This is a genomic window from Allosphingosinicella sp. (assembly GCF_035626655.1).
Lineage (GTDB): Bacteria > Pseudomonadota > Alphaproteobacteria > Sphingomonadales > Sphingomonadaceae > Allosphingosinicella.
The window spans coordinates 67,088-80,689 of sequence record NZ_DASPNF010000010.1 but is presented as its reverse complement, the minus strand read 5'-3'; the positions used below and the strand labels follow the sequence as shown (position 1 = coordinate 80,689).

General features: G+C 69.1%; 12 protein-coding genes. 1 reads left to right on the top strand and 11 read right to left on the bottom strand.

All coding sequences use genetic code 11. The features are described 5' to 3' along the window. Positions 1-163: 163 nt before the first annotated feature. Genes VEC11_RS08710 through VEC11_RS08700 form a run of 3 tightly spaced genes read right to left on the bottom strand, consistent with a single transcriptional unit; the run spans position 164 to position 4,151 of the window. Positions 164-2,605: a TonB-dependent receptor gene (locus VEC11_RS08710; RefSeq protein WP_464130323.1), complete on the bottom strand. Its 2,442-nt coding sequence runs from the start codon at positions 2,603-2,605 to the stop codon at positions 164-166. Positions 2,606-2,627: 22 nt separating this feature from the next. Next, complete coding sequence (locus VEC11_RS08705; protein WP_464130321.1) at positions 2,628-3,590, bottom strand: FecR family protein; 963 nt, start codon at positions 3,588-3,590, stop codon at positions 2,628-2,630. A gap of 36 nt (positions 3,591-3,626) precedes the next feature. Continuing rightward, on the bottom strand, positions 3,627-4,151 hold the full coding sequence (locus VEC11_RS08700) for an RNA polymerase sigma factor (protein ID WP_464130320.1): 525 nt from the start codon (positions 4,149-4,151) through the stop codon (positions 3,627-3,629). A 269-nt stretch (positions 4,152-4,420) separates the two neighbouring features. Between VEC11_RS08700 and VEC11_RS08695 the strand changes: the two genes are divergently transcribed. Then, a complete protein-coding gene (locus VEC11_RS08695) occupies positions 4,421-5,119 on the top strand; it encodes a Crp/Fnr family transcriptional regulator (RefSeq protein WP_464130319.1) in 699 nt (232 codons plus the stop codon). On the opposite strand, the gene VEC11_RS08690 is transcribed toward VEC11_RS08695, so the two are convergent. From VEC11_RS08690 to VEC11_RS08655, 8 genes are all read right to left on the bottom strand, one after another. Continuing rightward, positions 5,108-6,562 (bottom strand): tetratricopeptide repeat-containing protein, encoded by a 1,455-nt coding sequence (locus VEC11_RS08690; RefSeq protein WP_464130318.1) that lies wholly within the window; start codon positions 6,560-6,562, stop codon positions 5,108-5,110. The two genes, VEC11_RS08695 and VEC11_RS08690, sit on opposite strands and share 12 nt — an antisense overlap. Before the next feature lie 20 nt (positions 6,563-6,582). Continuing rightward, positions 6,583-7,248: a hypothetical protein gene (locus VEC11_RS08685; protein ID WP_464130317.1), complete on the bottom strand. Its 666-nt coding sequence runs from the start codon at positions 7,246-7,248 to the stop codon at positions 6,583-6,585. A gap of 64 nt (positions 7,249-7,312) precedes the next feature. Continuing rightward, positions 7,313-8,026, bottom strand: coding sequence for a hypothetical protein (locus VEC11_RS08680; RefSeq protein WP_464130316.1), 714 nt, complete (start codon positions 8,024-8,026; stop codon positions 7,313-7,315). Between the two features lies 1 nt (position 8,027). Further along, positions 8,028-9,599, bottom strand: coding sequence for a toll/interleukin-1 receptor domain-containing protein (locus VEC11_RS08675; protein ID WP_464130315.1), 1,572 nt, complete (start codon positions 9,597-9,599; stop codon positions 8,028-8,030). Between the two features lie 237 nt (positions 9,600-9,836). Continuing rightward, the gene (locus tag VEC11_RS08670) at positions 9,837-10,238 is read right to left on the bottom strand and encodes a VOC family protein (RefSeq protein ID WP_464130314.1); all 402 of its coding nucleotides are present in this window, start codon (positions 10,236-10,238) and stop codon (positions 9,837-9,839) included. 129 nt (positions 10,239-10,367) lie between these two features. Beyond that, positions 10,368-11,306: an alpha/beta hydrolase gene (locus VEC11_RS08665; RefSeq protein WP_464130313.1), complete on the bottom strand. Its 939-nt coding sequence runs from the start codon at positions 11,304-11,306 to the stop codon at positions 10,368-10,370. Between the two features lie 10 nt (positions 11,307-11,316). After that, positions 11,317-12,393, bottom strand: a complete 1,077-nt coding sequence (locus tag VEC11_RS08660; RefSeq protein WP_464130312.1) for a CaiB/BaiF CoA transferase family protein — start codon at positions 12,391-12,393, stop codon at positions 11,317-11,319. A 2-nt stretch (positions 12,394-12,395) separates the two neighbouring features. Continuing rightward, positions 12,396-13,556: an acetyl-CoA C-acetyltransferase gene (locus tag VEC11_RS08655; protein ID WP_464130311.1), complete on the bottom strand. Its 1,161-nt coding sequence runs from the start codon at positions 13,554-13,556 to the stop codon at positions 12,396-12,398. Between the last annotated feature and the right edge of the window lie 46 nt (positions 13,557-13,602).

The following is a 13,602-nucleotide window of genomic DNA, read 5'->3' as shown; positions in this document are numbered from 1 at the left end:
CGGCGCGGCGTTGCGGGACCCGCAGCGGATTCCCCAAAATAGTCATCCCGGCGGAAGCCGCGACCCATTAACTCCGAGATTGGGATGGTCGACGAGGTCCCCGTCACCCTCCAACAGCCCTGTTCATGGTCCCGGCTTTCGCCGGGATGACTCCGAGGGTCAGCTAGAAGGCGAACTGCCAGCCGAGCCGGATGGCGCGCGGCCTGAGCGGCGTCACCTGCGGATTCTGGATCAGGGTGAAGGGCGAACCCATGGCGAAGCGGTTGCCGGCCTCGTCCAGCAGGTTGGTGACGTTGAGCGTGATCGCGTTCGGGCCATGCTCAAGCCTGGCGCTGAGGCCGATATCCGTCACTTCGCCCTGCCTCTCCCCCAGGATCGGCCCCACGCCGAGGACGGAATCGCCCACATAGCGGATCGAGCCGCCGAGCCTGAGGTCGAGATCGGGTGCGAGCGCGAGCTGATAGTCGATCGCGGCACGTGCGCCGATGTCGGCGACATTCGGGAGGGGGAAGTCCGGCTGTATCATGATCCCGGGGAAGGGATCGACGACCCGGCTGTCGTTGAACAGGGCCGCCGCCTCGAGGCTGAGGCCGGGCAAAGGCCGCCAGCCGGCGCGCAGCTCGAACGAAAAGATCCTGCCGTCGCCGATATTCGCGGTGGTCGGGAAACCGAAAAGCGAGACGGTATCGGCCTGGATGTCCCGCCAGCGCGTATAGGCGAAGGAGGCGGAGACGTCGAAGGCCCCGGCCCCGCTGCGGCCGTAGCGCAGGCCGGCCTCGAAGGAGGAGAGATTGTCGTTGCGGAAGCGGCGGATGATCATGTCGCCGGCCGGCGTGACGACGTCGGTCGGAGCGCCGCCCGCGGTGAGGCGGAAGACATTGCCCTCGACCGAGAGCCCGCCCGGCCGGAAGCTCTCCTGGTAGCGCGCGAAGGCCAGGAGGCGGGGCGCGGCCTCCCACGCCAGCGCCACGGACGGCAGCAGGGCACTTTCGTTGCGGCTCGCGTCGGCGGCCCGGCTGGCATCGACGGAGCCGAACAGCGGCTGCAGCACCACGGCCGACGCGTCCAGCGAATTGCCCGAGAGATGCGAGCGGCTGAACCGGAGCCCGGCGGTGATCGTGAAGGTCGGCGAGAGCGGCAGGCTGGCCTCGCCGAACAGGGCCAGCTCCTCGATGCCGTTTTCCACGCCGGCGAGCTGCTGCGGCGCGTCCACGGGCCCGGCGGAGCGGCGCTGGCGGCTTCGGTTCGAAACGATGCTGCTGCCGATCACCCAGCTCAGGCCGCCGGCGGTCTGGCCGGAGAGGCGGCTCTCGGCCGAGAGGAGCCTTACCCGCGTGTCCTGCGCGTAGAATTGCGGCGGCAGGTTGAACACCGTCGAATCGTACAATTCGTCAATGTCGTGATGGACCCAGCCGAAGGCCGTGGTGAAGCGCGTCCGCCCCCAATCCTTCGAGACGACGAGGTCGGCGAGCAGATAGTCGCTGCCGAACGGCTGGGCGATGGCGCTTTGCCGGGTCAGCGGCGGGGCGCCGCGATCGGCATATTGCCCGTCACGGCCGCGGATGCGCTGCCCGCTGGCGCCCGCGTCGACCGTCCAGCCGTCGTCCGTCTCCAGCCTGAGCGAGGCGCGGCCGCCAAAGGTGCGGACCCGATTGACGTCGTCCAGACCGCGCAGGCGGTCGTCGATATAGCCGCCGTCCTGCACGGCATAGCCGACCAGCCTGACGGCGAGCCGGTCCTCGACGATCGGCAGGTTCAGAACGCCGGCAAGATCGGCGCCGGGATCGCCATGCTGCGTCGCGGTCGCGCCCGCGGAGATCATCCCGCCGGCCCGGTCCGTGCGGGGCCGGTTGGGCATGATCCGGATCACCCCACCGAGCGAACCGGCGCCGTAGAGCGTGCCCTGCGGCCCTTCGAGAATCTCGATCCGGTCGATGTCGAACAGCCTGAGGTCCGGATCAGGCGCATTATAGTTCAGCCTGGTCTCGCCCAGATATTGTCCGGCTGTGGCCTGGGTAGGGCCGCTGAAGCTCGAATCGGCGATGCCCCGGATGAACAGCTTGTTGCGCCCCGGGCCGAGGTGCGTGGAGGCGACGCCCGGCAGGCGCGCGACGAGCGCCTCGCTACCGCGCGGCGCGTATGCCAGCTCGGGATCGTCGCCGCCGAGGATGTCGACCCCGCCCGGATAGGCGGAGAGCGGCATCGGCCGCCGCGCACCGACGACCAAAACGGCCTGCTCCTCAGCCGGCTCGGGTGCTGCCGCGAGGATGACCGGTGGCTGCGCTCGCGCCGGGCGGCGTGCGATCCGCAGCTGGGGCCGCTGCGCCGGCCGGCGGACGATCCGGTAGCTGCCCGGCCCGACCCGGACGAAGCGCGCCTCGCTGTTCGCGAGCATCCGCGCCAAAGCCTGCTCGACGGTCAGCCGGCCGCGCACCGCCGGCACCCGGCTGGCGGCCAGTGCCGGATCGGTGACGCCGATGCTGACACCGCCCTGCCGCCCGAGCGCGACGATGGCATCGCCGAGCCGCCCGCCGGGCAGGTCCAGCGCACGGCTCTGGACGGCTTCGGCCGGCGTCGCGGCGAATGCGGCAAGTGGAATTGTCAAAAGGCCGCTTGCGAATATGGTCCTAAGGCGTCCCACTGCTCCCCACCGTCAGTATCCAGCCATCCCCCGACCGGCCGGCGCTGACCCCCAAAAGCGATGCGGCGCGGCGCACGGCCGCACCCTTGTCCGGATCGAGCATGATCACGCCCGTGAAGCTCTGCTGCGCCACGGACGGGCTCGCCCGCACGCTGACGCCCAGATTGCGCGTGAGATCGCCGGCGATCTGCCCGACCGTCGCCGAGCGGTAGCTGAGCCGCCCGGCGCGCCAGCTGCCGACCGCGTCGGGCTCGGTGCGCGACACCACCGGCCGCGCTTCGGCGGCGGCGCGGCGCAGGTTCATGCCCGGCGACAGATTGACCGCGGCGCCGCCCGGATCGAACAGCACCCGGCCCTCGGACACGCCGACCTCGACCGCGCCACGCTCGGCGACGACGTTGAAGGTCGTACCGAGATCCCGCATCCGCGCGCCGCCCGCCTCGACCTCGAAGGGACGGGTCTCGTCGTGGACTACGGTGAACAGGGCCTCGCCGCGCTCCAGGCTCGCGAAGCGCGCATTGTTGCGGTCGAGCTGGATGCGGGTCGCGCCGTTGAGATCGATGCGGCTGCCGTCGGCGAGGTCGATGCGGCGATGCTGGCCGGGCCCGGTCTCCACCGCATAGAGCGCGGCGCCGGCGGGAAGGGTGGACCAGGCGACCATCCCGGCCACAGCGGCGGCAGCCGCGCTCCAGCCCAGGAACCGGCGCCGGTCGGGGCGGTAGACAGGCGCGGCCGCCGGCGTCCAGGCGGGCTGGACGGGGCGCGGCGCCGGCGCCAGCTCTTCCGCCGCGAGATCGGCGAGCGCCACCTCGTCATAAGCGGTCAGATGTGCGGGATCGGCCTCCAGCCAAAGGGTGAAGGCGTCCCAGTCCTCGGCGCCCGCATCGCGCAGGCGCACGACCCAGGCAATCGCCTCTTCCTCGATACGCTGCACGTCCCTGTCCGTCATTCACGCCCCCTTGGCAGAAAGACGCCGCCGCTCCGCTCAACCCGCATCGAACGTCCTCCTCAGCTCGACGAGTGCGCGATAGGCCTTCTGCAGGTGCTTCTCGACCGCGCTGAGGCTGATGCCGAGCTCGTCGGCGATGTCCCGCTGGCTGCGGCCCTCGATCCGGAAGCGGCGGAAGACATAGTCGGTCCGCTCGCCCAGCGCCTTCAGCGCCGTGTCAGCCGCGTCGAGCTGCTCGCGGGCGATCAGCACGCGTTCGCCCGACGGCAGTTCGGAGACGCCGAGCGCGCCACCGCTCACATCGTGCCACTCATGGTCGCGCTTCTGTCCGCGCAGCTCGGCCCGGCGCCGGTCCAGCATCAGGTTGTTGGCCGCCCGATAGAGATAGGCCAGGGGATCGGCGATCGGGCCGCTGGCCGCCGCCGACGCCTTGATCCACATGTCCTGCAGCAAATCCTCGGCGCCCTCGCCCGCTCCGCGCGCGCGCAGGAAGCGCAGCAAGGCAGCGCGATTTTCCATGAACACGGCTTCGAGGCCGCTGGTCGTCATCTTCGTGGCCATGGCGGGGGTGGGGGAGCGAGGCCCCCTAAAGGGCTTCGCCGCGCCTGTCCATGACGGCCGCGGCACAAATTCGACGAATGCGGGTGCGGGTTCGGCGAGGCGGCGGCGTCTCAGGTTGCGAGCGCCCCGGAGGTCCCCCACCAATCCCCGCCGGGGGCTCACCCCCTCCCCGTCCGTCAGGCTCGGCGTTGAAGTTCCTGGCGGACGGGGTCCTTTTTGCCGTCCGACCCATATTCCGTCCGACCGGTTTTCTCGGCTATTGTCCGCGGATGCCGGGGGCGGGATCAGCGCAAGACGAGGAGGGCACGGGCGAGGGCGTGCAAGAATTGCTGTGCGGCGTCTTTGACTGTTCGCCCGATCTGGCCGCGCAGATCTTCATGCGCGGGCGGCTGCGTGACTTTCCGGTGCGCACCGCGATCGTTCGGCAGGGCGACCGCATCTCGACGCTCTACATCATCGCGGCGGGCCGCGCCCATGCCATCGTCTATTCGCTCGACGGCCAGATCGTGCTGCTCCACGAGTATCTGTCCGGCGATTTCTTCGGCGTGGTCAGCCCGCCTTATTCGGCGATCCACGACGCCGACGTGGTCGCGGTGGACGACGTCTCCTCCTTCCTGCTCGACGGCAGCGTGCTGGCTCTGCTCGCCGAGCAGCATGGCTGTATCGGCCTCGCCCTGCTCCGCGCGATGGTCGACCGGCTGCAACAGACCCAGTCGCGCATGTACGAGCATGTCGCTCTGTCCGCGGTCGGCCGCGTCCACGCCGAATTGCTGCGCCGCGCGCGGCAGAGCCCCGATCTCGCCATCCGCCCGGTCCCCGTGGTGGCGGACCTGGCGCTGCAGGTGGCGACCACGCGGGAGACCGCGTCGCGCGCGGTCAACGCGCTGGAGCGGCGCGGCATCATCCGGCGCGACGCCGACCGGCTGATCGTGGTCGCGCCGCACCGGCTGGAGGAATTAATTCTCTGAAGGGACTGCCGTTGCGAGCGCGTAGAGCCCGATCGCCGCACCGCCGTCGAATGCCTGCAACTCGCCGATCCAGTTGATTCCGGCGGCGCCGGCTGCAGCCGCGAGCAGCGCTGCGAAGTCGTGCGACACGCACAGGGTGTCGGGCGGAATCGCACCGGCGATCTCACGCACGATCGCCGTCCCCTCCTCGGTCGGCCTCGAAACGCCGGAAAAGGGATCGCGAATGCATGGAATCAGGCCGTGATGCGCCGCGATGCGGAGCGGCATCCGCCCCCGCAGCGCGGCGTAGATCGCGCGTGCCGCGGTCGCAGCGGTCTCGGGTTCCGCATAGCCGACCAGGATATCGTCGCCGTCCAGCCGGGGGGGCAATGCCGTCGCCCCGGCGGCGTCGATCGCCGCGCCCACCTGCGCGAGCCGGTCCTCGAAAGCGGCATCCCCACCCGTACCGACGCTGACCGCAAGCAGCGAGAGCTCCGGGCGGCGCGGATCGGCGGGGATGTCCGCGGGCAAGACGACCTCCAGCGGGCTGACCAGATTCAGCGCCTCGCTCATGAGCCGTTCGGCGTTCAGCAGCGCAGCGCCATGGGCGATCCGTCCGGCAAGCGAAGTCCTTGCGGCATCCGGCGGTCCGTCCGCAGGACGTACCTGCATCACCGTCTCGACGGCAGCCAGAACCGCATCGACGCGCCCGGCGGGAAGCGGCAGCGTTTCGCGCCCGGCCGGAAGCACGAGGTGCAGTGCAACTTCCGCCTCCAGCAGGGCCTCGGCGACCGAGAGATCGGCTTCATCGACCAGCGGCCCGAAAGCGAAGCCGACCCGCTCCCGCGTCACCTGCCGAAGGAGTTCGGGCGCAGGATCGCCACCGGTCCCCGACCAGGAGAGCGAAGGCGGCGGCCGCAGCAGGTCGAGCCAGGCGGGATCGCCGCCCAGCTCCTGCTCGATCGCCACGAACTGGCGCAGCGTCGAGCCGTGGTCCTCCCAGGCCCGGGGCGCGGCTGCCACCGCCGCGGCGAGCGCGTCGCGTGCCTCCTCTCGCCGGCCGAGCAGCAGCAAGGCCTCCGCCTCGGTGGCGGCCCGGTAGTAAGGCGTCTCCGGCTCGTCCGGCTCGGCGGCGATCCGCTCCAGTACCTCGCGCGCGATCTCCTCGGCCTGCCCCCGGTCGCCCGACAGCAGGGAAAGCGTCGCGGCGTTGATCAGCGGATAGGTGGCCGGCTGCAGCGCGGCCGCCCGCCGGTAGGCCTCGGCCGAGCGGAGATAATAAGCGCGCCGCGCCTCTCCTTCGGCGCGCAGCGCATGATCCTTCAGCAGGCGTCCCCGGACGGTCAGCGCGGCGGGATCGGCCTCGTCCCGGTCGTAGCCAGCCGCGCAATATTGCGCCCAGGCATGATCAAGCGCCCCCGCGCGGGCGAGGGCGATGATCGTGGAGAGGGGGACGGCGGTCACGCGACTCCTATACCGAAAACTCATAGGGTGAGCGCAAGATAGGATACCATCGAGGGATGTATTCCGCCGTGCGTGTACTGCGACATGGGATGCAGGTGCGATTCGTTCGGGAAAATCCATGGCGCCGCCCGTCGGAAAGGATCGATAAGGTTGAAGGTGAAGGGAAGCGTCAGGACCACTGGATGGTGCTCGTGCAGCTCTTCGTCATGGTCGCGGCGGCTCAAGCCCTTCCCATCATGGCCGCCCAGGCCCCGCACGAAGTCCGAATTCCGAACCGCATCTGTGTCGCATGAGAAGGATGCCCAGAGCCCGCCGCCATCATAGCCCAATTCGAAATCCGTCAGAAACGCCTCACCGGTGTGGAGATTCAGCGGTAGCGGGACGAAAGGCTCATCGACGAACTGGAGACGCTGCTCGTTCATCCGCCGCGCGTTGAGCACGAACGCATAAGTGCAATGCCCCGATCTGGTTTCGGAAATGTCGAGATAGCGTTCCGGACCGCCGTAGCCCCGCCCCGGCCGGTTGCCGCCCGTCGGCAGCCTCCCATCGCGCACGGCATCGCGGACGACGTCTTTCGGATCGCGGCCGCCCGCCGGAGTCGTGACGTGATAATTGTAGACCGCGTCATCATTGCCATCGCCAGCAATCTCATAAAAGCGGACGACTCCGTCTTTTGGACTAGCCATTTTCTCTACCCCTTTGGTTGTTGCGATGCGCGGGCTGCCCCGGCTCCGGGCCGGAATGACGGGCTCAGAGCGGAACGCTTAGATAGGCCGCGGCCGATGGATGAATGCCGCCATGGGTGAGCCTCCCTCGGGCAACCTTGGCCCCGCCGCCAACCTTTGGGCTCTCAGCATCGGCCCATTCGTCCATGAACGGACCACCATGCCCGTCATCATCGTCCCCCGCACCGGGAATGACCCAGGGGGAGGCCATCAAGAGGGGATCGATGACGTTGAAGGCGAAGGGTATGGTCATGATGTAAGGCGGATGGTGCATGGGCAGATCGGGGATGCGGGTCGCGAGGTCGGCGCGGCGGACCGCGCTCAGATCGCACCAGAAGGATGCCCAGCGTGCGCCTTTGCCAGCTTGATTATTATAAACCCGAGCGCCCTTCAGAAAATCATGATTGGCGCCGGCGTTCATCTTCAGCATTGGGAAAGGGTCTTCTCCTTCCTTGAACAGCAATCTTTGCTGCCCGTCGACGACCGCATTCAGGTAAAAGGCGTAGGCGTAAATGCCGTCCCCCCGCCCCTCGCGAATGTCCAGATACCGCTCGGGGCGCATTGGGTTTCGCTGCGGCCTGCGACCACCGCGTGGCAAGGTCCCCGCATTGGCGATACGCTGGATGTCAGCCTCGTATCCGTCCCGCGTCACCGGCACATCCACCTGATATTTGTAGGCGGCCCAATTGCCCGGGCCACCGGCGATTTCGAAGAACGAAATGTGCGTTGGTATGGTCATTTCAGTGCCTCCCTGCCAAGGATTCCGCGAGCCGCCTTTCGTATCCTGCCCAGACGGCATTTCGCCGATCATGCCTGACCAGCCATTGGCTGAGGTCGCGGGCGGCGGTCAGATATCGGCGCGCCGATTGGCGCTCGCCCCGGGCGCGCAAGGTTTCCGCGAGGCTGACGTAAATCTCCATGCGCTGCTCCCCCAGCTGAACGTTCCGCGGATGCCTGTGGTAGAGGCTGCGCATGAGCATCAGATAGGCCGCCTGCGTGCGGCGCCAGGGCTCGACATGTCCCGACGCGCGCAGCGCCTCCCCCAGCCAGAACAGATGGAAGACGAGGTCGTAGGAGGCGCTGGCATCGCCTGGACGCAGCGTCGCCAAGCGCTCGCTGTGATGCACCGCGCGGCGGCAATGCTCCAGCACGGCGGCCTTGTCTTCTCCGAGCCTGAGCATGATCACGCCGATATTGCCCTCGGCGTAGGCGGCAAGCCGCAGCCAGCCCGGATGATTCTGCCCCCAATCCGCGATCGAGGCGAGCAAGCGCCGGGCGGAGCGAAAACCCGCAGCGGCCTCAGGAGGATTGCTCCGGACGGCAAGCAGGGCCAGCCGGTTCTCGCTCGCCGCATGCGCGAGGATACGCTCCGGATTGTTCGGATCGTTCTCGAGGAGGGTTTCGGTTGTCCGGTGGAGGGCTTCATAGCGCGCGCGCGCACCCCGGAGATCGCCGGCATTCTCGTCATCTTCGCCCATGACACCGATAACCCGCGCGCGCCGCTCCAGGCTCTCGTCGGACAAATTCTCCAGCCGTCCCTGTGCACCATAATAGGCCATTGCGCGCTGGTTGAGCCTGGTCATGATGTCGAGACGTCCGACGTCCTTGAGGTCCTGCCGCAAATCCGTAAGCATGAATTCGACCAAGCCCTCGGCTTCGGCCTGCTGTCGCGCTGCTTCGCGACTTGAATTGAGTGCGATCAGTGCCATCACGGCCATCACTAGCATCGCCGCCACCGCCCCCGCCGTGACCGCCATCACGCGCCTCACCCGCCGGCTCGCGTCCCGCTGGACGAGGTCGTCCAGCCCCAGCCCGGTGATCCCCGCGACCAGCTTCAGGAGGCCGAGCCGCTCGCCGTCGCGGTGGCGCCTCAGGTCGGTCGCGAGGGGCTCGTGGCCTTCGCCGCGATAGGCGCGCAGCAAGGGCGGGAAGCAGTCGGGCGGGTCGCCGTCGAGGATGGCGGCCAGGATCGGGCGGTCCGGGTGAAGCTCGCGGAAGACCCTGATCTCCTCCTCGACCCAGAGCGAGCCCACGGCATGCGGCGAGCAGAGGATGATCAGGGCGCCGGACTGGGCGAGCGCGGCGCGGACGGTCTCGCTGAGGTCGGCGGCGGCGGGCAGCTCCTCGCGGTCGCGGAAGATCGGCCAGAGGCGCGCCGGCACCGGGCCCGCGGGCGTCTCGCGGCCGATCAGCCGCCGCGGGATGCGATAGGCTTCGAGCCGGCGGTGCAGCCGGCCGGCGGCGGCGGCGTCCCGGTGACTATAGCTCAGAAAGGCGCGGTAGCGGACCTCGCCCCCGTCCCGATCGCCCATCTTTCCCCCCGTGCGGACCGGCGATGGCTCGATCCGTTGGCCGAGGCGAAGGTGCCAGAATCATTGTGGATTCGCAAGACGAGTGCAGGTCAGCCATGTTCATCCGTGGAACTCGTTCGCGGCCGATCCAGATCAGGCGGCCAAGCGTGCCGCGCGACATCATTCCCGCTGCCATTTCGTGATTTCGGATTTAGGCGCGACGCAGAAAAGAGCCCGCACGGCCCTGTGAAACGCGGCCTAATAGCCGCCGGAATAGACGATGATGCGAATGCCGTTCGGATCGGTCAAATAGAGATAGCGGCTGCCCCAGGGACGGTCGACCGGTCCTTCACAGGCATAGCGACCCGCAATTTCCGCCCGGAAGTCATCGGCATCGTCGGTGCGGAATTGCAGGCTGAGGCCACCGAAGTCGGCGCCGGCCGGGCCCGCATATATTTCGAGAAAGGCTTCCTCGGCGCCGCCGGCAAATCCCAGTATCGCGCCCTTGTCGTCCGGCTCGTCCCACTGCTCGACCAGCGCGAGGCCGGGCAGGCCGGCATAATAGGCCAGCGTCTCCTCGTAGCGCGGCGTGATGATCTTGGTCTTCAGCGCGTGCAGCCGCACGATCCGCTCCCCGTCGGTGCATATGGTGAAGCACATCTGTAGAGGTCGGGAAGAGGCCGCGATACAGGCCATGGGCGAGCAGTGGTGCGCCCAGGACCGATGCCCGCCAAGCTCATCCGGGAAGAATAGGGTCCGATGCGGAAGCCGGATCTCTTCGCATCTTCTCTACGCCGCGAGGAAGCGCGCGAGCGCGGCATGGCTGTCGCGCCGCGCCTGCTCGGCGACCGCCGCGCCCGCCATCATGTCGAAGGCGTGGAAGGCGCCCGGATAGACGTGCAGCTCGGTCGGCACGCCGGCGCGGACCAGCCGCCGCGCATAGTCCACGTCCTCTTCCAGGAAGAGATCGAGCGCGCCGGTGCCGATGAAAGCCGGCGGCAGGCCGGCAAGGTCCGTCGCCCGTGCGGCCGCCGCATAAGGCGAAACGCCCTCCCCGCCGGGCGCCTGGCCAAGCAGGCTGCTCCAGCCGAACCGATTGTTATGCGGGTGCCAGAGGAATTCCCCGGCAAAGGGATGGGGCTCGCTCGTGCAGGTCCGGTCGTCGAGCATCGGATAGATCAGCTGCTGGAAGGCGAGCCGATACTCGCCGCGGTCGCGGGCCAGCAAGGCGAGCGCCGCGGCAAGGCCGCCGCCGGCGCTCTCGCCCATCACCCCGATCCGCCCCGGATCCACGCCGAGCGCTTCCGCATTGGCGAAGGTCCAGGCGAGCCCGGCATAGCAATCCTCGAGCGGGCCCGGGAAAGGCGCCTCCGGCGCAAGCCGGTAATCGACCGAGACGATCGCGCAGCCGAGCTTCGCGGCGAGCGGCCGGTGCACCGGCTCCATATCCCTGGCCGCGCCGAGCACATAGCCGCCGCCATGCATATGATAGATGCAGGGCATGGGTCGCGCCGCCTCCCGCGGCCGGTAGACGTGGAGCATTATTTCCGGCGCCCCCGCCGGCCCGGGCACCGCGATCCGCTCCAGATCGACACCGCTCTCCTCGATCGGCGGCAGCGGCAGCACGCGGTTGCGCACCTCCTCCAGATTGTCGTGCGACAGCAGGACGCTGGGGAACAGGTCGAGGAACGGCGCGAGCTCCGGATCGACGAGATGCTGGCTGCTCATCCCTGGTTCCTCATCCGCCCAGCAGGGCATCATTGTCGGCGCCCGCGTCGGGCGGCGGCCGCGGCGGGTCGCTCGGCGTCGCGGAGAAGCGCGGCGCCGGCGCCGGCTGGGTCATGCCATCCACCTCGACAAAGGCCCCGCGCGCGACATTGTGCGGATGGCCGGGCGCCTCGGCAAGCGAGAGGACCGGCGCGAAGCAGACGTCCGATCCCTCGAGCAGCGCGCACCATTGGTCGCGCGTCTTCGTCCGGAAAATCTCCGCCAGCCGGGCCGACAAGGCCGGCCAGCCGGCGGGGTTCAGCTGCGGGCGAAAGTCCGGATCGTCGGCGAGGCCGAGCTTCTCCAGCAGCAAGGCGTAGAATTGCGGCTCGATTGCGCCGATCGCGACATATTTGCCGTCGGCGGTCTCGTAGCTGTCGTAGAAATGGGCGCCGCCGTCGAGGAGGTTGACGCCGCGCTCGTCCCGCCAGCGTGCCGTGGCGCCGAGCCAGCGCAGCATGCCGGCGAGCAGGGACGAGCCCTCGGTCATCGCCGCGTCCACTACCTGCCCCGGCCCGCCATTCCTCACCGCCACCAGGGCGGCCGCCATGCCGAAGGCGAGGAGCATGCCGCCGCCGCCGAAATCGCCGGCATAATTGATCGGCGGGACCGGCTTCTCCCCTGCCCTGCCGACAGTGTGCAGCACGCCCGAAATGGCGATGTAATTGATGTCGTGGCCCGCGGCCTGCGCCAGCGGCCCGTTTTGTCCCCAGCCGGTCATCCGCCCGTAGACCAGCTTCGGATTGTCGGCCAGCAGGACGTCCGGCCCCAGCCCGAGCCGCTCCATCACCCCGGGCCGGAAGCCCTCGATCAGCCCGTCCGCCGTCCGGCAGAGCGCCCGGGCCTGCGCGGCTCCCTCCGGCGTCTTGATGTCGAGCGTGACCGAGCGGCGCGAGCGCAAGGCCGGATCCGAACGGTCGAGCGTCGCGCCCGGCCGGTCGATCCGGATCACCTCGGCGCCATGGTCCGCAAGCATCATCGCCGCGAACGGGCCCGGGCCGAGCCCGGCAAATTCGATGATCCGGACGCCGGCGAGCGGCCCGGCCACGGCTAGAGCGCTTCGATGATGGTGACGTTGGCGATGCCGCCGCCCTCGCACATCGTCTGCAGGCCGTAACGCCCGCCGCGCTTGCGCAGCGCATGGACCAGGGTCGCCATCAGCTTGGTGCCCGAGGCGCCGAGCGGGTGGCCGAGCGCGATCGCGCCGCCATTGACGTTCAGCCGCTCGGGATCGGCGCCGACATGGCCCAGCCAGGCGAGGGGCACCGGCGCGAAGGCCTCGTTGACCTCGTAGAGATCGATCTCGCCGATCGGGAGACCCGCCCGCTGCAGCGCCCTGTCGGTGGCGAAGAGCGGCTCCTCCAGCATGATCACCGGGTCGCCGGCGGTCACCGTCAGGTTCACGATCCGCGCCAGCGGGGAGAGGCCATGGTCCCGCAGCGCCCGGCCGGAGACGATCATCACCGCCGAGGAGCCGTCGCAGACCTGGCTGGCATTGCCGGCGGTGATCGCCCCGCCCTCGACCAGGGTCTTGAGGCTCGCCAGGCCTTCCGCGCTGGCGTCCCAGCGAATGCCCTCGTCGACCTTGTGGACGTCGGGTCCGGTCTCCAGGTCCACGTCGAGCGGCAAGATCTCGTCAGCGAAGTCGCCGCGCTCGGTCGCCGCGGCGGCACGCCGATGGCTTTCGAGCGACCAGGCGTCGAGCTGCTCCCGGCTGAAGCCGTATTTCCGGGCGATCATCTCGGCGCCGGTGAACTGGCTAAAGCTGGAAACTCCGAACCGCTCCAGCACCTTGTCGCTGAACGGCTTCGCGCCCGTGCCCGGCAGGATGGTGATCCCCATCGGCACCCGGCTCATGCTCTCGACGCCGGCGGCGATCACCACGTCCTGCGTGCCGGACATCACCGCCTGCGCGGCGAAATGGATCGCCTGCTGCGAGCTGCCGCACTGGCGGTCGATCGACACGGCGGGCACGCTTGCCGGCAGCGTCGAGGCGAGCACGCTATTGCGGCCGATATGCAGGCCCTGCTCGCCCGCCTGGCTGACGCAGCCCATGATCACGTCGTCGACCGCAGCGGGGTCGATGCCGCTGCGTTCCACTGCGGCGGAGAGGATCGCGCCGCCCAGATCATTGGGATGCCAGCCGGCCAGGCGGCCGTTGCGCCGCCCGCCCGCGGTCCGCACCGCTTCGACAATATAGGCTTCCGCCATCTCTGCTTTCCCCTCACTCCCGGCCGGTCAGGCGACCATAAGGCGA

What these genes read in the sequence shown, in the direction of transcription:
- VEC11_RS08665 (WP_464130313.1), bottom strand. Translation starts at nt 11,306, where the DNA reads ATGAGCAGCCAGCATCTCGTCGATCCGGAGCTCGCGCCGTTCCTCGAC.
- VEC11_RS08680 (WP_464130316.1), bottom strand. Translation starts at nt 8,026, where the DNA reads ATGACCATACCAACGCACATTTCGTTCTTCGAAATCGCCGGTGGCCCG.
- VEC11_RS08700 (WP_464130320.1), bottom strand. Translation starts at nt 4,151, where the DNA reads ATGGCCACGAAGATGACGACCAGCGGCCTCGAAGCCGTGTTCATGGAA.
- VEC11_RS08685 (WP_464130317.1), bottom strand. Translation starts at nt 7,248, where the DNA reads ATGGCTAGTCCAAAAGACGGAGTCGTCCGCTTTTATGAGATTGCTGGC.
- VEC11_RS08695 (WP_464130319.1), top strand. Translation starts at nt 4,421, where the DNA reads ATGCCGGGGGCGGGATCAGCGCAAGACGAGGAGGGCACGGGCGAGGGC.
- VEC11_RS08670 (WP_464130314.1), bottom strand. Translation starts at nt 10,238, where the DNA reads ATGTGCTTCACCATATGCACCGACGGGGAGCGGATCGTGCGGCTGCAC.
- VEC11_RS08675 (WP_464130315.1), bottom strand. Translation starts at nt 9,599, where the DNA reads ATGGGCGATCGGGACGGGGGCGAGGTCCGCTACCGCGCCTTTCTGAGC.
- VEC11_RS08705 (WP_464130321.1), bottom strand. Translation starts at nt 3,590, where the DNA reads ATGACGGACAGGGACGTGCAGCGTATCGAGGAAGAGGCGATTGCCTGG.
- VEC11_RS08655 (WP_464130311.1), bottom strand. Translation starts at nt 13,556, where the DNA reads ATGGCGGAAGCCTATATTGTCGAAGCGGTGCGGACCGCGGGCGGGCGG.